At 63.8% G+C, this 18,123-nt stretch carries 15 protein-coding genes; 5 read left to right on the forward strand and 10 right to left on the reverse strand.

All coding sequences use genetic code 11. From position 1 onward, the window contains the following. Positions 1-12: 12 nt before the first annotated feature. The 3 genes from JHL16_RS35315 to JHL16_RS25755 form a co-directional block, all read right to left on the reverse strand. On the reverse strand, positions 13-144 hold the full coding sequence (locus JHL16_RS35315; RefSeq protein WP_281436053.1) for a hypothetical protein: 132 nt from the start codon (positions 142-144) through the stop codon (positions 13-15). A 23-nt stretch (positions 145-167) separates the two neighbouring features. After that, positions 168-950 (reverse strand): transporter substrate-binding domain-containing protein, encoded by a 783-nt coding sequence (locus JHL16_RS25750; protein WP_200187762.1) that lies wholly within the window; start codon positions 948-950, stop codon positions 168-170. Positions 951-1,063: 113 nt separating this feature from the next. Next, entirely contained in the window at positions 1,064-1,981 is a 918-nt protein-coding gene (locus JHL16_RS25755; protein WP_200187763.1) for a LysR family transcriptional regulator, read from the reverse strand. Positions 1,982-2,085: 104 nt separating this feature from the next. Here JHL16_RS25755 and JHL16_RS25760 point away from each other — a divergent pair, with 104 nt between their 5' ends. Next, positions 2,086-3,246, forward strand: coding sequence for an aminotransferase class V-fold PLP-dependent enzyme (locus JHL16_RS25760; RefSeq protein ID WP_200187764.1), 1,161 nt, complete (start codon positions 2,086-2,088; stop codon positions 3,244-3,246). Positions 3,247-3,470: 224 nt separating this feature from the next. Here the strand turns inward: JHL16_RS25760 and JHL16_RS25765 are convergent, their stop codons facing one another. The 4 genes from JHL16_RS25765 to araD1 form a co-directional block, all read right to left on the reverse strand. Continuing rightward, positions 3,471-4,661, reverse strand: a complete 1,191-nt coding sequence (locus tag JHL16_RS25765; protein ID WP_200187765.1) for a M20 family metallopeptidase — start codon at positions 4,659-4,661, stop codon at positions 3,471-3,473. Positions 4,662-4,731: 70 nt separating this feature from the next. Beyond that, positions 4,732-6,540, reverse strand: coding sequence for a hydantoinase B/oxoprolinase family protein (locus JHL16_RS25770; protein WP_200187766.1), 1,809 nt, complete (start codon positions 6,538-6,540; stop codon positions 4,732-4,734). Positions 6,541-6,551: 11 nt separating this feature from the next. Then, positions 6,552-8,621: a hydantoinase/oxoprolinase family protein gene (locus JHL16_RS25775; RefSeq protein WP_200187767.1), complete on the reverse strand. Its 2,070-nt coding sequence runs from the start codon at positions 8,619-8,621 to the stop codon at positions 6,552-6,554. A 36-nt stretch (positions 8,622-8,657) separates the two neighbouring features. Next, entirely contained in the window at positions 8,658-9,647 is a 990-nt protein-coding gene (gene araD1, locus JHL16_RS25780) for an AraD1 family protein (protein WP_200187768.1), read from the reverse strand. Positions 9,648-9,805: 158 nt separating this feature from the next. Between araD1 and JHL16_RS25785 the strand changes: the two genes are divergently transcribed. The 4 genes from JHL16_RS25785 to JHL16_RS25800 all read left to right on the forward strand — a co-directional run bounded on the left by JHL16_RS25785 (position 9,806) and on the right by JHL16_RS25800 (position 14,579). Beyond that, positions 9,806-10,636: an IclR family transcriptional regulator domain-containing protein gene (locus tag JHL16_RS25785; protein ID WP_200187769.1), complete on the forward strand. Its 831-nt coding sequence runs from the start codon at positions 9,806-9,808 to the stop codon at positions 10,634-10,636. 204 nt (positions 10,637-10,840) lie between these two features. Further along, the gene (locus tag JHL16_RS25790) at positions 10,841-11,956 is read left to right on the forward strand and encodes a sugar ABC transporter substrate-binding protein (protein WP_246771168.1); all 1,116 of its coding nucleotides are present in this window, start codon (positions 10,841-10,843) and stop codon (positions 11,954-11,956) included. A 101-nt stretch (positions 11,957-12,057) separates the two neighbouring features. After that, complete coding sequence (locus JHL16_RS25795; RefSeq protein WP_246771169.1) at positions 12,058-13,110, forward strand: ABC transporter permease; 1,053 nt, start codon at positions 12,058-12,060, stop codon at positions 13,108-13,110. Further along, positions 13,107-14,579 carry an ATP-binding cassette domain-containing protein gene (locus JHL16_RS25800; protein WP_200187770.1) on the forward strand — a complete coding sequence of 491 codons (1,473 nt, stop codon included), beginning with the start codon at positions 13,107-13,109 and terminating at the stop codon, positions 14,577-14,579. Before JHL16_RS25795 ends, JHL16_RS25800 begins: the two co-directional genes overlap by 4 nt. Positions 14,580-14,698: 119 nt before the next feature. Here the strand turns inward: JHL16_RS25800 and JHL16_RS25805 are convergent, their stop codons facing one another. Genes JHL16_RS25805 through JHL16_RS25815 form a run of 3 tightly spaced genes read right to left on the reverse strand, consistent with a single transcriptional unit; the run spans position 14,699 to position 17,955 of the window. Then, positions 14,699-15,478: an SDR family NAD(P)-dependent oxidoreductase gene (locus JHL16_RS25805; RefSeq protein ID WP_200187771.1), complete on the reverse strand. Its 780-nt coding sequence runs from the start codon at positions 15,476-15,478 to the stop codon at positions 14,699-14,701. Between the two features lie 7 nt (positions 15,479-15,485). Continuing rightward, positions 15,486-17,213 carry an IlvD/Edd family dehydratase gene (locus JHL16_RS25810; RefSeq protein ID WP_200187772.1) on the reverse strand — a complete coding sequence of 576 codons (1,728 nt, stop codon included), beginning with the start codon at positions 17,211-17,213 and terminating at the stop codon, positions 15,486-15,488. A gap of 4 nt (positions 17,214-17,217) precedes the next feature. After that, a complete protein-coding gene (locus tag JHL16_RS25815; protein ID WP_348647283.1) occupies positions 17,218-17,955 on the reverse strand; it encodes a FadR/GntR family transcriptional regulator in 738 nt (245 codons plus the stop codon). Positions 17,956-18,123 lie beyond the last annotated feature (168 nt).

The following is an 18,123-nucleotide window of genomic DNA, read 5'->3' on the forward strand; positions in this document are numbered from 1 at the left end:
CTTGAAACACCCTCACGCTGAGGTGGCCGCGCAGCGGCCCTCGAAGCGTCCATCAGGATAGAGCGAGACTGCTGCGACAGCCCCTTCGAGGCCCGCCTTCGGCAGGCACCTCAGGGTGAGGATCGTGCGGTGGATCAAGCTCATCAGAATACTCCCCCGGATCCGCCTCATTGCCAGAGCTTGTCGGCGCGGATGTCGGCGCCGGGCACCCATTTCTGCTCGATCTTGTCGAAGGTGCCGTCGGCATAGATGGCGCGGATCGCCTCATCGACCTTGGCCTTCAGCGGATCACCTTTGGCGAACATGGCGCCGACGCCACGGCCCAGCACTTCCGGATTGTCGATGACGGGACCGGCCACCTCGAAATCCTGGCCTGCCGGCGAGGCGAGGAACTCATTGGCCGGCATCTGCTCGCCGAAGGCAAGGTCGATGCGGCCATTGACCAGATCGGCATGGATCTGATCGGCATTCTCATACCCGACCGGCTCGAGCTCGCCCGCATGATATTTGCGGACATACTGATCCTGCGTGGCGCCGGCATAGACGCCGACCCGTTTGCCCTTGATGTCCTGGGCGAAGTCCTTGAAGGCGCCCTTCTTGCCGTAGAAGACGAATTTGCCGGCGTAATAAGGAATGGAAAAATCGGCGACCTTCTCGCGCTCCGGCTTGATCGACATGGAGGAGAAAACCATGTTGTATTTGCGGGCGAGGAGTGCCGCGATCATGCCGTCGAAATCCTGCTTCACCCATTCGCAATCGAGCCCGGCCCGCTTGCACACTTCATTGCCGAGATCGATCTCGAAGCCCGAATAACTGCCATCGGCCTCCGTCTTCGAGAAAGGCGGAAAGGACGCTTCCGTTGCCACCTTGATTTTCTCCTGCGCCAGCGCCTGCAGTGAGGTCGCGGCCAGCAGCGCCGCGGCAAAAGCCAAATGTTTCAGTCCCGGCATGTCTGTCTCCCCAATCCTTTGATGTTCTTGTGATAGGCCTGCACGAAACCAGATGCCCGGGTCCGGTTAATATGGCCAGTTGCGGAAGTTTGGTTCGACGCCCGTCGAAGCAATCATTTGCCCTTTTTCATCTCCGCCGCCACGGCGCGCAGATCGCCGTGGAACGTCTTGGCGGCGAGGCTCAGCTCTGAGCCCTTCCGCGTCACGATGAAGAAATCCGGCGAATAAGCCAGGATGTCGGGGCGCAATGGCCGCATCTCGCCGGACGCGACCCAGCGCTGCGCATAATAAGACGGTAGGAAACCGCCAAAGCGCCCCGATAGGATCAGCAGCGCTGACGCCTCCATGCTGAAGACGGTGGCGTGATGCGGCGCATCCTTGAAGAACCGCTGGTCGAAATTGGAAAGATAGCCGCGGCTGATGAGGCCGGCGCCAGCGATTTCCTCGAGTGACGGCTTGCGGCCGGCCTGGGTGAAGAGCGCGTGCTTGCGCCCGCAATAGAAGTAGTTGATCTCGGCTAGGAGCTTGTCATAGCGAAGCCCCGCCACCCGCTGATGGCGCGGCGCGATGGCGAGATGCAATTTGCCTTCGAGCACACCACGCTCGAGATCGCGGGGGGTGAGGACTTCCACCGTGATATGCACGGCATTGTCGCGGCCATAGAAGCGGTCGATCGCGGCGGAGAGCGGGAATTCTGGATGGGTGATGATGTTGTCCGGCATGCCGATGACCAGCGGTCCGTTCAGCTGACGCTTGCGGGTGGCGATCTTGGTCTGAAAGCGGTCGAGCGACCCGAAGAGGTCACTGGCGGCACGGAACACGACCTCGCCATCCTCGGTCAGCCGGAAGCCGCCGCGGCCACGCTGGCACAGGCGCAAGCCCAGGCGCGTTTCGAGATCATGCATATGGGTGCTGATGGTGGATTCGGAAACATTGAGCAGCGCCTGCGCCGCGGCGAAGCCGCCGCATTCGACCACCGCCGCAAAGACCCGCAATAGCCGCAGATCCGCGTCACTCACCCGTCCCAGCATCTTCCCTCTCCGATCGCACGAGGTTCACCTCGGCAGATTTCGATGTTTGATCCGCGGCAAAACCACAATCTGCCGGCTCTGCCTCAACTACTATGAGATCGGCCATGCCAACAACCCGGAACACTGGAAGTGAACTTTTCGACCGCCTCGCCATCAGGCCGGTCATCAATGCCTGCGGTATCTATACCGATCTCGGCGGCTCGCGGCTCAGCCCCGACGTGTGGGCGGCGGCGGAAGCCTTCAACGGGCAGTTCGTGCGCATGACCGAGCTTCTCGACAAGACTGGCGCGCGCATCGCCGCCCTCCTCGGGGTCGAGGCCGCGCGCGTCACCCCAGGTGCGGCTGCCGCGATCTTTCTCGGCACCGCCGCCTGCCTCGCCGGGACCGATGGCGAGAAATCGCAGCAGCTTCCCGATACGACCGGCATGAAGAGCGACGTCCTGATCCAGGCCGGCCATCGCTACAAATACGACCGCCAGGTCGGCATGACCGGCGCCAAACTCGTCGAAATCGGCTCCGGCAACGGTACGCGCGCCGATCAGCTCGAAGCGGCGATCGGTAATAATACCGCCGCCATTCTTCATCCCGCCCATCTCGACGGCAAACCCGGCACGCTGGCGCTTGAAGAGGTGGTGAAGATCGCCAAAGCGCGCGGCATCCCGGTGATCGTCGATGCCGCCTATCTCAACTATCCCACCTCGATCATGGGCGACTTCATGCGGCGCGGCGCCGATCTCGTCTGCATCAGCGCCAAATATTTCGGCGGCCCCAATGCCGGCGGCTTCGTCCTGGGGCGCAAGGCGCTCATCGACGCGGTGAGCAATGTGCATTTCACGCGTTACGAGTCCGGCAAATATCTGAAGCTCGGCCGGCCGCTCAAGATGGACCGCCAGACCGTCATCGCCGTGCTCGTGGCGCTCGAGGAATGGCTGAGCCTCGATCACACCCAGCGTTTCGTCCAGTATGAACGCCAGGTGGGCCTGCTGAAGGAGAAGCTCAACGGCCTCAAAGGCCTGAAGCTCGCGCCCAAATGCTTCACCATGGACGAGCGCTTCATCGACGAACCGGTCAATTGCTTGCTGGTGACATTCGACAAAAGCGTGGCAAAATCTGCATCCGAGATCTCACAGATGCTCGAGGCGGAGAACCCGTCGATCCTCGCGATCCAGGAAGGCGACAAGATCGGCTTCGTCATGGATGTGCTCGAAGATGATGAAGTGTCTCACATCGGCGAGCGGCTACGGGCTCTATTATCCACCATCTAAAAATGCGGTTCTTCCCCTCGCCCCGCGCGAGCGGGGAGAGGGAGGGGCCCATTGCGAAGCAATGGGAAGGTGAGGGGCACCCGGTCTCTTTACTGCAATGATAGCGGCTCTATCGCGTGCTGAGTTGGGCAGAAAGGTAACAGGGATGCCCCTCACCCTCCCAACGCTAACGCGTTGGGCCCCTCCCTCTCCCCTCTTCGAGGGGCGAGGGGACAACCGCATGCTCAATCCAAAACCGACCGCGCCACGGCGACGAGCATTTTCGCCGCTTTCGTCACCTGCGCGATCTCGACATATTCGTTGAGCGAATGCGCCTGGACGATATTGCCGGGGCCGAAAACGATTGTCGGGACGCCGCCCATCACCATCTTGGTCGAATCCGAGCCATAAGGCACGCCCTCGGGCTCGGGATCGATTCCGCTTTCGGCGCAGACCCGCGACATGAGGCCGACGATCGGCTCCTCGGCCGCGACATCCATCGCGGCGGAATCGATGAAAGGATCGTGGCTCTCGATATGGATACCGGTGGACGCCGCTGCGAACTTATCGGCGATGGCCTTGAAGCTCTTCCAGACCGCTTCACCGCTCTCGCTCGGCAGATAGCGGTAATCGAAGCGCAAGCGGGCGCGTGAGGGCACCGTATTGGGCCCCTCGCCCGCTTCGAACTGCGTGCAGGTCAAGGTCGCGGGTCCGAGCAGCGCATGGATCTCGGTACGGCCTTTCATTTCATCTTCGAAAAGGTCGAGCAATTTGCGCGCCGCTTTCACCGCATCGACGCCTTCATGCGGCTTGGCGGTATGGGCAGCGCGGCCATGTACGTCGACGAACCAGCGCACGCAGCCCTTGCAGGCACGGACCACGCGCAATTCGGTCGGTTCGCCGGCAATGCCCATGGCGTAGCGCTCGGGCCGTTCCATGTGATGGGTGATGCCGGTGAAACTGAATTCCTCATCTGAGGCGGCGAGGAAGGTCACGTCGCCCGGTGGCGGGTCGCGGGCCAGATCGCGCATCGCCAGCATGAAAGCCGCCAGGCAGCCTTTGTCGTCGACGGCGCCGCGGGCATAGAGCCGGCCGTTTTCGACACGCGGCGTGAAGGGCGCCGCCATGCCCGTCACCTGGACGGTGTCGAGATGTCCTTCCCACAGCATGCTGGGCGCGCTTTTGGAGCCCTTGATGCGGGCGATCACATTCGGCCGTTCGGGCGCCACCATGTCGATCTCGACATCGATGCCCAACGCCCCGAGCCAGTCGGCGACCGCGGCGCCGACACGCGCCTCATGGAACCAGTCATCCGGATCGCCCGGCTGACGGAAGGCGATATTGACACTCGGCACCGCCACAAGTTGTGACAGGAGCTTCACCACTTCGGCATCGGTGATGCCCGCTTCGTTGCTGGTCTTGGACAGATCGTTCATCGGCTGCTCGTTTTCCCCATGGATCGCTCCCAGGCATAGCAGACGCGGGCAGCCGATGAGAATGCCCGGTTCAGGCAGGGCTGCCAGAAAGGACGCGCGCCCTTTCCGGTTCCCGCTTGCCGCCCGTGCCGCGCAGCTTCGCGGTCGCCGGCCGGTCGACGTGGCCCGCGGCATCGAGTTTTACGCCATAGACAGTCTCGGCCCGCGCGCGGCTGACCCAGCCTTCGCGTACGTCATCGGCGACCCGCTGCGGCTCGCGCTCATGGGGATGGCCATAACCGCCGCCGCCGCAGCTGATCGAGACCATCGTCTCGGCGCTGCCGATCAGCACCTCGGCGCAGGCCGGCACCGGCTCGAGCGATCCGTCGGCCAGCCGCTTGAACTGGGCGGACGGTTTGCCTTTGAGGCCGCCGCGCGTACCCGAGGCGGGGTTGAGATTGCCGTCGCTGACATAGGCCACCGTCATCTCGCAATCGACCGGGGCAAATTCCGAATAGGCGCCGAGCGCACCACGGAAGCGGCCGGCCCCTTCGGTGTCCGGCATCAGCCGGCGGGCATGGACGAAGATCGGATGGCGCAATTCATCGATTTCGATCGAGTCCTGGTAACACATGCCGGCATTGCCGACATGAAGGATGGTCAGCCAGCCGTCGGTGAAGGGTGTGCCGGCGCCACCGGTGCAGCCGAGATAGACTTCGTTGACGAACGGCCTTCCGTCATGGACGCCCGACACCACGCCGCAGGACGGTGGGATGAGCGCCCCCGTCTCGGCCTGGCCCAGGCCGTCGGCGAGCTCGGCGATGGCGCATTGCACCGGATTGGCGACGCGATCGGCGACATTGGTGGTCGCCACCGAGCAGGAGGTGGGATGCGACGGCCGCCCGACGATCGAATTATCGCGCAGCTTGATGGCGATGCGCCGGAAGGAGCCGGCATTCTTCGGCACCGTGTGATCGATGGAATTGAAGATGCCGACCATCGGCGCGGACAGAGCCGTCGCCTCCGAGAGGTTGAGTCCGTTCGGCATGCAGTCGGGATTGTCGGTCATATCGACCTCGATCATCGCCTCGTCGGGCTTTACCTCGACCGTCGCCGTGATCGTGATGCCGTCCGCCGGCGTGCCGGGGAACGGGTCATGCGTGCTGGTCCGCGTCACCTTGCCCTTCGGCATGGCGCGCACGACCTCGATCATGCGTTTCTCGCTGTAGTCGAACCACTGGCGCGTATAGGCTTCGAGCACATCCCAGCCGATCTCGCGGCCGAGATTGAGCACTTCGCGCTCGCCGACGCGCGCCGCGCCGAGCGTCGCCAGATAATCGCCCCACCACTGATCCGGCACGCGGATACGCATCCGGCACATGCGCACCATATCCATGTTGTGCTCGTAATTGTCCTGCACCTTCACAGCCGGGAAAATCAGCGCACCTTCGGCATAGACGTCCTTGGCGGCGCCCATATAGGTCGTCGGCAGCGCATTGCCGCAATCGGCCTGATGCGCTTTGGCGAGAACCGTGAAACGGTGCACGCCCGCATCGTCGATGACCGGCACCAAGATGGAATGGTCGGCCGGATGGGTGCAGCCGTGATAGGGCGAATTGTGCAGATAGGCATCGCCGCGCTTCAGGACGGGATGATTGTCGGCCATCGTCCGCGCCATGATGTCGGGGCCGCGCAGCACATGGATGGGCAGGCTTTCGGCGGTGGCGAGAAGCTGGTGATCCGCGGTCAACACCACGCAGGAAAAATCGCGCGCGATGGTGAGGATGCCCGAGCGCCCGGTGCGGTGGAGCGTATTGGCCATCTTGCGGGCGATGCCCTCGAAGCGCGCCGTGAGGATCGCCAAACGCGAGCCGTCGATGCTGGTCTGATTGCCGGTCATGGTGCGAGCCTTCACTGAATGATGTCGATGATGAGCGAGCCGGAGCGGTCGCGCACGGCGCGCGCGCCCGGATCGATGACGATCGAGGTGAAATCGGATTCGATGATCGCCGGTCCTGCAATGCCGGCGCCTTCCGGCAGCGCCTCGAAGCGGTGGACCTCGACCTCATGCCAGCCGGCATTCATGAAACGCACCCGGCGCGAAGCGAGCAGCGAGCTGCCGCTCTTGGGCGCGAGGCGGCCAGGCTCGGCGGAACCGATGCGGCACCTGATCTCGGCGTTCCAGCTCACCGTCTCGACCGGCGCACCCGGATCGCTCACCGCGAAGATATCCTGATGCGTCGCGTGGAAATCACCCACGAAGACATCGAGATCACCGTCTCCCTCGATGCGGGAGTTTTTAAGCGGCACCTCAATCTCCCAGGCCTGGTCGACATAACGGGCTTCCGTCGACCAATCGATGGCGACTGCGGAGGCGCCGGCGCCCGGCCCCTTGGCGAAGTCGGTGCATTGCGCCTCGAGCTGCGTCAGGACGGCATTCAGGCCGGCATGGTCGAACTCGTCGCTGCGGGTATGGAACATCGCCTGGTAATGCGACTTCAAGTCCGAGATGAGCGCGCCCGACGCGGAAAGCCCCGCCCCCGTCTCCGGAACGACCACCCGCCGGCAACCGAGCCTGCGGCCGATGGCGACACAGTTCAATCCGGCAGCGCCGCCGCCCGCAACGAAGGCCGCCGCGGTCGGATCGATGCCCTGATTAACGGTGATGTCCATGATCGCCTGCACCATGTGCTCGGTGGCAAGCTCCATGATGGCGGCGGCGGCATCTTCCACCGACTTGCCGATCGGTTCCGCCACATCGCGGCGGATCGCTTCGAAGGCGCCGTCGCGATCGAGGCTCATCTTGCCGCCCAGGAAGAAGTCGGCATCGAGGAAGCCCAGAACGAGGGCGGCGTCGGTCACCGTCGGCCTTGTGCCGCCGCGCCGGTAGCAGACCGGCCCCGGCACGGCGCCGGCGCTTTTCGGTCCGACATGCAGGAGCCCGCCGGCATCGACCCAGGCGATGGAGCCGCCGCCGGCGCCGATGCTCTTGACGTCGACCGACGGCATGCCGGTCATGTGGCTGCGGAAAGGCTGGCCGAGCCAGGTCTCGCGGCTGCGCGGAATACGTCCCTTGCGCACCAGCGACACGTCGAATGTGGTACCGCCGGTGTCGCCAACGATCAGCGTCTCGGCTTCGGCGCCGGCGCCATAGGCGAAGGCGGCGACGGGCGCCATGCTCGGTCCTGAATTGATGAGATGTACTGGCGTCTCGGCGACCTGCTCGGCATCCATCACGCCGCCTTGCGAGGTCACGACGAGCACCCGGCCGTTGAAGCCCGCTTCCTTCAGGCGCTGGTCGAGCCCGCGCATATAGGCGCCCATCACCGGCTTCAGCGAGGCATCGATCACTGTCGAGGAGGCGCGGCGATATTCGCGCAAGGACGGGTTGATGCGATGCGAGAGTGTATAAGGCACGCCCGGCAGATGTTTCTCGATCAGCCGGCCGATCGCCAGCTCGTGGGCGGGATTGACGATCGACCACAGGCAGCAGACGCCGATCGCCTCGACATTCTCGACCTTCAGCTTGTCGAGAATGGCGATGACCGCCGTCTCGTCGAGCGGCTTCTTGATCTTACCCGTGACGGTGATGCGCTCCGGCACCTCGAAAGTGAGCGCTTTTGGAATATAGGGCTCGGTATAGGGAATGGTGAAGTTGAAGGGCTCCATGCGTCCGCCCTCGCGGAAGACCAGCGTGTCGGGATGGCCTTCGGTCGTGAGGAAGGCGGTCCGGGCGGTGGCGCCGGTGACGATCGCATTGATGGCATGCGTCGTTCCATGCACCAGCATCTCGCCGCGGCCGAGATAATCGGCGAGCGTCTCGCTGACACTCTCGGCGGCGAGGCGCAGGCTGTCGATGACACCGGCGACGGGATCGGCCGGCGTCGTCGACGCCTTGTGCATGGTCAGCACGCCGTTTTCGGCGGCGACGACCAGATCGGTGAAGGTCCCGCCGGTATCGACGGCAAATCGAAGGCCCATATGTTCTCAGTCCTGCAACAGCGATGAAGGGATGTCTCAGAGCGTCTTGACGGCGAATTTCCGCTCGGGCTCGGCAACCATCACATTGCGGAGCGGGCGGCCGAAAACGGGCACGTCGATCTCGAACTCGTCACCCGATTGCGTCTTGATGCCATGGGCGCAGCTCAGGCAGGGCGCGCCGAAGAAATAGGCATGCAGATCACCCGGCCGCCGGAACATGTCATAACGGAAGTGATAGTGCTCGAGATTGCGGATCGAATGCGACATGTTGCTTTCGCCACTCAGGAACTCACCCTCCCAGATCGGCTTGCCGTCGCGATGGACGCGCACGCTGCCGGTGACGTCGTCGGGCAGATCACCGAGCAGCAGCTCGGGGCCGATCGAGCACACTCTCAGCTTCGAATGGGCGAGATAGAGATAGTTGATCGCCTCGGTGACCTGATCGGAAAACTCGTTGCCGAGCGCATAGCCGAGACGCCAGGGCGTGCCTTCCGGATCGATGATATAGAGGCCGGCGATCTCGGCTTCCTCGCCGCCCGCAAGCGCGAAAGACGGCAGCGGCAGATCCTGACCGGGCGGCACCACGCAGGTGCCGACGCCTTTGAAGAACCATTCCGGTTGCACGCCGATCTCACCTGCGGCGGGCTTGCCGCCGGTCAGGCCCATGCGAAAGATCTTCATCGAATCGGTCATGTCGGCATCGGAGCCATGGGCCAGCTCATGCATCTTGTCGCGCGCATCGGCGCTGCCGAGATGGGTCAGTCCAGTGCCGGTGATCCAGAAGCGCGCCGGTTCCGGATGATCGACCGGCGGCAGCAGCCGTCCGTCGGCGGCAATGCGATCGTAATCGACGGATGAATTTTCGAGGCGGCTTTCGGATTCGGCCGCGAGGCTGCGCTTATTGGCGATCGCGGCGAGAGCGAGATCATAGACGCGCTCGACATCGCGCAACGGCCGCAGAACGCCGTCCACGACCGCGCCGGTCCGACGCCGGCCTGATTCATCCATAAACTGCACGAGACGCATGATTTCCCCGAATGCTGAAAGAGTTTGAGATTATCTAGTTGTTCTGTTATACAGAACTTCATTCTGTTATGTAGAATAAGATCGTCATCATGGACTTGTCAATTGCGTCGTGAGACGGATAGTGCGGCGAAGGCAAAATCAAAACAGCGGCGAACCAAGTGACCGACACAAACCAACCGGCAAATGACAAATATTCGCTGCGCAGCGTCGGCAGAGCGCTCGACGTTCTGGTGGCGCTCGGGCGCGACAATGCCAAGGGCATGACGGTCGCCGAGATCGCCGAAGCGATCGGTGTGTCGAAGAGCACCGCCTTCTCGCTGCTGCAGACTCTGATCGCCCATGGCTTCGTCGCCGACAGCCGGATCGGCGGATCGCGGCAATATCGCCTCGGCACCGTCCTCATCCATCTCGGCGACCAGGCCGCCTCCAATATCGCGATCAGCCAGACCGCGATGCCGGTCCTGCATCAGCTGATGGAAGCGACCGGCATGACGGCGCGCCTCGCGATCCTCGATGAAGGTTATGCGGTGGCGATCGCGCGCGTCGACGCGCCGGGCATCTTCAAGCTCGCGCCCTCGCTCGGCCGGCGCGAGCTACCGCATTGTTCTGCCGTAGGAAAATCACTTCTCGCGCATATCCCGCAAGAGCGGGTGGCGACACTTCTGAGCCGCATCGGCCTGCCGCGGCGCACCGACCGCACCATCACCGAGCCCGCCAAGCTCATCGAGGATCTGGCGCTCATCGCCTGGCGCGGCTACTCGGTCGACGATGAGGAGGACAATATCGGTGTGTTGTGCGTCGGCGCCGCCATCTATGAGCGCGGCGGCGAGGCGATCGCGGCGCTGAGCGTCACCACGCTCAAGCTCGAGCGCGGCGATATCGAGCTCGCCAAGCTCGGCGCCACGGTGCGCGCCCATGCCGACCGCATCAGCCAGATGATCGGCGGCCCCACCCATGCCGCACTCAAGCAGGGCGGCGGATCGCGCTGATTCCGTAGCATCCCGCCAACAGGAAACCGTCTGCCTCAAGCCGCCCGCCCGTCGCCTTAGCGCGACTCAAGCCGTTTCCCCACGCGGTTTTCGCCTGAATCACCTCAGCGCCCATCTCGGCAATTGACAAGCAGAGGCTCCTTGTTATGATCTGAATTACAGAACTATGTTCTGTATAACAGAACGAAAATAAGGGAGTTCAGAATGACTAGGATGTGCGTAACCGCAGCGGCCATCGCCTTGACCGCGGTGGCGGGCCTGGCGGTAAGTCCGGCCGTCGCCGAGGAGAAAACCGTTCCGGACAAGGTGCAGAGCCGCGAATTTCCCTGGGGGACCTTCAAGCTCGCGCCGCGGATCATCGAAAAGCTGAAAGCCGGCGAGAAGCCCAATGTCGTGGTCGATATCGAAGGCACCGGCATCCCCATCCAGGGTGCGGAGATGCGCATCGGCATGCAACGCGGCTGCGACAATGCAGCGGCCGCCGGCATGCCGGTCAATTGCCGCATCACCGGTCCGGTCAATCCAAATACGTCGCAGCAGCTCGCCGAGCTCGAGACCCTGCTGAATTCGGCCCAGGTCGACTGCCTGGCCATTCAGCCGCCGCTGCCGAACCAGTTCATCAACATCATCAACAAATATGTCGATGCCGGCATTCCGGTCTACACGCTCAATATCGACGCCGCGAACGCCAAGCGCTTCGCCTTCTATGCGCTGAACGAAGTCAATGCCGGCGAGATCAACGGCGAGGCGACGGCAGAGCTCATCAAGAAGAACGGCGTCCAGGTGAACGAGATCGCCATGGGCTCCGGCGCGCCGGACCAGCCCTGGGCGCAGGCGCGCATGGAAGGCTTCATCACCGGCTACAAGAAGGTGTTCCCGGATGCGAAGTTCTTCAATGACGCCAAAAGCGGCATTCCGACCGGCAAGAACTTCACCACCCAGGAAGTGTTGAACTCGGTGACGCCGTTCCTGACCGCCAATCCGCAGATCACCTTGTTCTTCCACACCGATCAAGGTGTCGAGGGCGTCGGCAATGTCATCCGCAACCTCAACCTGACCGGCAAGGTCTACACCTCCGGCTTCAACGTCTCCGGTCCGATCCTCGATGCGATCGATGGCGGTACGACGCTGGTGACGATCGACCAGGGCTTCGACTACCAGGCCCAGGCGCCGGTCGAGCAGTGCGCCAAGTTCCTGGCGACCGGCGAAACGCCGGATGATCCGCTGCAGCATCTGCGCCCGATCGTGATCACCAAGGCCGGCGGTGAAAACCAGATCGACACGCAGGAAGGCCGCGAGCGCTTGAAACGGGCGAAGTAAGCGGCAGCGCTGCTTATCACTCCAAGTCACTTGAAAACTGAAGCAGCCGCCGGCACGCCGATGTTTCGGTCCCCGGCGGCTCCCGCACACCGGAAAGCCCCATGCAGAATTTCATGCTCCGCACCTTCGGAACCCAGAAGGCGCTCAACAATCTGAGAACTCTGGGCCTGGCGCTCGCCATCGTGCTCATCGCCGCGCTCGTCCAGTCGCAGCGCGCCGCCTTTCTGAGCTTCGACAATGTCCTGACGCTGCTGCGCTCGATGGTGGCCCTCGGTATGATCGCCTTCGCGCAGAAGCTCGTCATCCTCCTGGGTGAAATCGATCTTTCGGTGGGTGCAATCTACGGCCTCGCCGCCATCCTCACCGCGACCTTGTGGCTCGGCGGCGGCAGCCTGCCTTTCACCCTGCCCCTCATTCCGGCGCTGATCTGCGCTCTTCTCGTCGCCGTGCTGGCCGGGGTCATCAACGGCTTCTTCACCGTCAGAGCCGGGCTTCCCTCCTTCATCGCCACGCTCGGCATGCTCAATGTCGCCGAAGGCCTGCAGCTCTTGGTCAGCAATGCCTCGACCTTCACGCCCGCCTATAACGACCCGCTGCCGCCCGCCTGGGAGCTCAGCCTGTTCCACGTGCTCGGGGGCGCGCTGCTTCCCTTCGGCATCCCCTCGGAAATCCTCTGGCTCGTCGCCGCCTTCATCTTCTTCTGGATCATCCGGCATCGCACCATCTTCGGCTTCCGCCTCGTCGCCATCGGCGGCAATCCGGACGCCGCCCGCGTCGCGCGCCTGCCGGTCGCCAAATACAAATATGTCGTCTTCATTCTGAGCGCCGTGATGGCGGCCCTCGCCGGCATCATCGACTTCTCCTATGTCGGCTCGGTCGGGCCGACGCAGTCCGGCTCGCTTTTGTTCTCAGCCATCGCCGCCGTCGTCATCGGCGGCGCCAGCCTCAATGGCGGGCGCGGCACCATCGTCGGCACACTGCTCGGCGTCATCCTGCTCGCCATGCTCAATAACGGCCTGGCCCTGCTCGGTGTCGGTTCCTTCATCCAGCTGATCTTCATCGGCGTCGTGACGATCGCCGCGGTCTGGCTCGACACGATCTCGCAGAAGCTGATCCGGCGCGCCGGCCAGCGCTCGGCGGAGGCCACCACGTGACCAGCCTCGTCGTCTCCGACGTCCGCAAACGATATGGCGCAACCCGCGCGCTCGATGGCCTGTCACTCGCGATCGAATCCGGATCGATCACCGGCATTGCCGGCCCGAATGGAGCCGGCAAAAGCACGCTCATGCGCATGCTCGCCGGCGAGGAAACCGCCGACAGCGGCGATATCACCCTCACCCGCGACGGCGCCCGGCTCGACGAGCCCTGGCGTTATGTGGCGGTCGTCCATCAGGAGCCGCAAGTGTGGCCCAACATGACGGTTCGGGAGAATCTTGCGGTCGGGCGCGAGAGATCCTGGTTCGGGCGTATGGAGCCGGCCAAGGACACGGCCACTGTTCTGGCCTCGCTCGGCATTGGCCAGTATGCCGATTACCAGCTCGCCGATCTGTCCCTCGCCGTGCAGCAGCGCGTCGAGATCGCGCGCGCCATCATGTGCGATGCGGAGGTCTTCCTCTTCGACGAGCCTAATTCGGCTCTCACCGAAAATGAATCCGAGGCGCTCTTCGCGACGATGACCGAGCTCACGGCCAAGGGCAAGGTGGTCATCCTGATCACCCATCGCCTCAATGATTTCGTGCGCTATTGCCGGCGCGTGCTGGTGCTGCGCGACGGGCAGATCCGCCATGAGATCACAGGCGACGTCTCGGAGGCTCGCATCGCCGACGAGTTGACCGTCGGATTGTCGGTCAAGCGCGTAGCCGCCGATGCGGTACCGGCGAAGGGCGCTCAGCCGGACGGCCGCCATACCGTCGCGCTGAGGCTCGAAAACTGCTGCGACCGGCAGAAGAAGTTCGAGAAGGTCTCCTTCGAGCTCGCCACCGGCAAGGTTCTTGCTCTCTCTGGCGTCGAGGGATCGGGCGCCCGCGAGCTGGCCCAGGTGATCGGCCAATTCCGGCCGGCGAACGGAACCATCGCCACGCCTAATGGCGAGAACGTTGCTTATCTCGCCGCCAGCCGGCGCCAGACCATTTTCCACAATCTGAGCGTCGGCGAAAACCTCGCGGCGCGCCTCGGCTACCGGCAGCTCAACGGCGCGGCCGGTCTTCTCAGCCCGGCGCGGCTGTCGGCCATCGGGTTCGGCGGCCTCGGCCGCTACAATGTGAAGGCGCAGAACCACATGGCGCCGATCACCTCGCTGAGCGGCGGCAATCAGCAGAAAGTGGCGCTCGGCGCCGCGATCGAAAGCGATCCCGATATTCTCGTCGTCGAGGAGCCGACGCGCGGAGTCGATGTCGCGAGCAAGCGCGACATCTATGCGATGATCCGCTCTTTTGCCCGAACGGGGCGCGCCGTCGTGCTGCTCTGTACCGAAGTGCCGGAGATCTTCGAAGCGGCCGATGAGGTAGTCGTCCTGGCAAAAGGCGCCATCAGCGGAAGGCTCGAGATCACCACCGCCGGCGATCTGCCGCGCCTCGCCGACTGGATCGCCGAGCGCGAGGTCTCACCTCTACCCTCACCCTGAGGTGGCCGCGAAGCGGCCCTCGAAGGGTGGCAAGCGGCAAGATATCCGTACCTGGATCATGCTTCGAGGCTCGCTTCGCTCGCACCTCAGCATGAGGGTATTTTACGGCGCAAACTCGCTCACACCCAGCCGCCGTCGACGATGAAATTCTGCGACGAGCACATGCGGCTGTCATCGGCGGCGAGGAACAAGGCCATGCGCGCAATGTCGGGCGGATAGAGACGGTCCGGCAGGCATTGGCGCTCGGCGATCTGGCGCTCACCTTCGGGGTTGAGCCACAGGCGCATCTGGCGCTCCGTCATCACCCAGCCGGGCAGCATGCAGTTGACGCGGATGCGATCGGGGCCGAATTCGCGGGCGAGCGCCCGTGTCATGCCGGTGATCGCCGCCTTGGCGGTGACATAACCCGGGCAATCGCCGTCGCCAACCAGCCAGGTGATGGACCCGAAATTGATGATCGAGCCGCCGCCCGTTTCCTTCATCTGCGGTCTCACCGCCTGGGCGGCGAAGAACTGATGGCGGACATTCACCGCCATGCGGTCGTCCCAATATTCGACCGTCACGTCCTCGCTCTTGTGGCGATCGTCATTGCCGGCATTGTTGCACAGGACCTTGATCGGCCCATGGCGCTCGGCCGCCTCGGCGATCGTCGCGCGCAGGCGCTCGATGTCGCGGAGGTCTCCGGCCATGAAATGCGGCGCCGGATCACCCTTGGCGGCAATCCTGGCGACAAGACGGCGCGAGGCGTCCTCGGCCAGATCGATGAAAGCCACGCGCGAGCCCTGCGCGCAGAAATGCTCGACCAGGCTTTCACCGATGCCGCTGCCGCCGCCGGTGATGAAGACGCTGCGACCCTTCAGACTCGGGTAGATCGCGCCATGCTCGATATCGCCCGTCATGATGTCCTCAGTGAGAATGGCGCGGCACGCCGGCATCACGCCGGCCCACCAGGAAGTCGAAGTCGCAGCCCTGATCGGCCTGCAGCACACGTTCGACATAGAGGCTCTGATAGCCGCCGCCTTGCGGTTGCTCCGGAGGGGTCCAGGCCTTGCGACGCTCGGCGAGCTCTGCCTCGTCGACGAAGAGCTCGAGCCGCCGTCCCGCCACGTCGAGCTCGATGAGATCGCCATCCCGCACCAGCGCCAGCGTGCCGCCGCTTGCCGCTTCCGGTGCCGTGTGGAGGACGACCGTGCCATAGGCCGTGCCGCTCATGCGCGCATCGGAAATACGCACCATGTCGGACACGCCCTGCTTCAGCAGCTTGGCCGGCAGCGGCATGTTGCCGACCTCCGCCATGCCGGGATAACCGCGCGGTCCGCAATTCTTGAGCACCATCACCGAATTGGCGTCGATATCGAGCGCCGGATCATCGATGCGCGCATGATAATGCTCGATGCTCTCGAAGACGACGGCGCGGCCTTTGTGCTGCATCAAGGCCGGGGTCGCCGCCGAGGGCTTGATGACGGCGCCATTGGGCGCCAGATTGCCGCGCAGGATGGCCATGCCACCCTGCTCCGTCAGCGGCTTGTCGAAGGGCCGGATGACCTCGGGATTGTAGTTCGGCGCGTCCTTGACGATCTCACCGATCGTCTTGCCGAAGATGGTTTGCGCGTCACGATGGAGCAAACCTGCTTCCGCGAGGGTCCGCATGACGGCGCTCAGGCCACCGGCATAATAGAAGTCCTCCATCAGAAAGCGGCCCGACGGCATGAGATCGACGATGGTCGGCACGTCGCGGCCGAGGCGGTCCCAATCGTCGAGGCCGAGATCGACGCCGATGCGCCGCGCGACAGCGATCAGATGCAGCACGGCATTGGTCGACCCGCCGATCGCGCCGTTCACCCGGATGGCGTTTTCGAAGGCGGCGCGGGTCAGGATGTCCGACATGATGATGTTGTCATTGACGAGCTCGACGATACGCCGGCCGGCAAGATGGGCGAGCACGCCGCGGCGCGCATCGACGGCGGGAATGGCGGCATTGTCCGGCATGCCGATGCCGAGCGCCTCGACCATGCTGGCCATGGTGGAAGCGGTGCCCATCGTCATGCAGCTGCCGGCCGAGCGGCTCTGGCCCTGCTCGGCGGCGAGGAAGTCGTTGAGCGGCATGCGGCCCGCTTTCACATCCTCGTAGAATTTCCACACATGGGTGCCGGAGCCGATGGTCTGGCCGCGGAAATTGCCGTTGAGCATCGGTCCGCCCGACACCGCGATGGTCGGGAGGTTGCAGCTCGCCGCGCCCATCAGCAAAGCCGGCGTGGTCTTGTCGCAGCCGACGAGGAGAATGACACCGTCGATCGGATTGCCGCGGATCGATTCCTCGACATCCATGCTGGCGAGATTGCGGAACAGCATCGCGGTCGGGCGCAGATTGGATTCGCCCAGCGACATCACCGGGAACTCGACCGGCATGCCGCCCGCCTCATATACACCGCGCTTCACATGCTCGGCGATGCCGCGCAGATGGGCGTTGCAGGGCGTGAGCTCCGACCAGGTGTTGCAGATGCCGATCACCGGCCGGCCATCGAACAGATGATCGGGCAGGCCCTGGTTCTTCATCCAGCTCCGATGCATGAAGGCATTCTTGCCCGCGCCGCCGAACCAGGAGGCCGACCGCAACTTACGCCGTTCCGTCATTTTCTTATTCTCCGTTGGCTTGACGTGTCTGTCGTGAGGCGAGGATGTGCCGGACATCTTCCTCGGCCTTGTCGATCAAGGTGAGCATGGCGCTGCGCGCGCCTTCCGTATCGCGCGCCGCGATCTTCCGGACGACCTCGCGATGGAGCGGCACCGATGGGCGCTGGCCCTCGGGCAGATCATTGGTGAGACGGAAGCTCGTCACCAGCGCCGTCTCGATCAAGGCGGCGAGCGAGCCGATGAGCTCATTGCCGGTCATGCGCAGGATCGACTGGTGATAGACGAGATCGGGCTCGGCGAAGCGTTCGCTGTCATCGGCCGCCTCCTCCATCTCGACGAGCACCGCCTCGAGCTCGGCTACCTGCTCAGGTGTCGCGCGCTCGGCGGCGAGTCCTGCCGCCATCGGCTCGATGGCGCGGCGCAATTCGAACAGACTGCGCACATCCTCGCCACTGCCGGCACTGGCATAACGCCAGGCCAGCACGTCGGGGTCGAGGAAATTCCACTGCGAACGTGGGCGCACCTTCGTGCCGGTCTTGGGACGCGACTCGATGAGGCCCTTGCCGGCCAGAACCTTGATCACCTCGCGCAGAACCGTGCGGCTCACACCTTGGGCGGCACTCCAGTCATCGGCATTGGGCAAGGGGTCGCCCGGCACGAAGTCGCCGCGCACGATGCGCTGGCCGATCTGGTTGAGGACCGTCGCATGCAGGCCGCCCGATGCCAGTCCGGTCGACCTCACCGGTTTCCGACCGATCAGATTTGCAAAAGAATTCCGAGATTTAGGGCGACTCGTTGCATTCTTCATATTATTCATATAATAGCTTTTAATAAGACGATGAAGGGCCGTCAATACGCGGCGGGAGCAAACAGCCCCCTTCGCGCTCCGATGCCCTCCCGTCGGAAAAAC

It is taken from the genome of Taklimakanibacter albus (assembly GCF_016595235.1).
Classification (GTDB): Bacteria; Pseudomonadota; Alphaproteobacteria; order Rhizobiales; family Aestuariivirgaceae; genus Taklimakanibacter; species Taklimakanibacter albus.

What these genes read in the sequence shown, in the direction of transcription:
- JHL16_RS35315 (WP_281436053.1), bottom strand. Translation starts at nt 144, where the DNA reads ATGAGCTTGATCCACCGCACGATCCTCACCCTGAGGTGCCTGCCGAAG.
- JHL16_RS25750 (WP_200187762.1), bottom strand. Translation starts at nt 950, where the DNA reads ATGCCGGGACTGAAACATTTGGCTTTTGCCGCGGCGCTGCTGGCCGCG.
- JHL16_RS25755 (WP_200187763.1), bottom strand. Translation starts at nt 1,981, where the DNA reads ATGCTGGGACGGGTGAGTGACGCGGATCTGCGGCTATTGCGGGTCTTT.
- JHL16_RS25760 (WP_200187764.1), top strand. Translation starts at nt 2,086, where the DNA reads ATGCCAACAACCCGGAACACTGGAAGTGAACTTTTCGACCGCCTCGCC.
- JHL16_RS25765 (WP_200187765.1), bottom strand. Translation starts at nt 4,661, where the DNA reads ATGAACGATCTGTCCAAGACCAGCAACGAAGCGGGCATCACCGATGCC.
- JHL16_RS25770 (WP_200187766.1), bottom strand. Translation starts at nt 6,540, where the DNA reads ATGACCGGCAATCAGACCAGCATCGACGGCTCGCGTTTGGCGATCCTC.
- JHL16_RS25775 (WP_200187767.1), bottom strand. Translation starts at nt 8,621, where the DNA reads ATGGGCCTTCGATTTGCCGTCGATACCGGCGGGACCTTCACCGATCTG.
- araD1 (WP_200187768.1), bottom strand. Translation starts at nt 9,647, where the DNA reads ATGCGTCTCGTGCAGTTTATGGATGAATCAGGCCGGCGTCGGACCGGC.
- JHL16_RS25790 (WP_246771168.1), top strand. Translation starts at nt 10,841, where the DNA reads ATGACTAGGATGTGCGTAACCGCAGCGGCCATCGCCTTGACCGCGGTG.
- JHL16_RS25795 (WP_246771169.1), top strand. Translation starts at nt 12,058, where the DNA reads ATGCAGAATTTCATGCTCCGCACCTTCGGAACCCAGAAGGCGCTCAAC.
- JHL16_RS25805 (WP_200187771.1), bottom strand. Translation starts at nt 15,478, where the DNA reads ATGACGGGCGATATCGAGCATGGCGCGATCTACCCGAGTCTGAAGGGT.
- JHL16_RS25810 (WP_200187772.1), bottom strand. Translation starts at nt 17,213, where the DNA reads ATGACGGAACGGCGTAAGTTGCGGTCGGCCTCCTGGTTCGGCGGCGCG.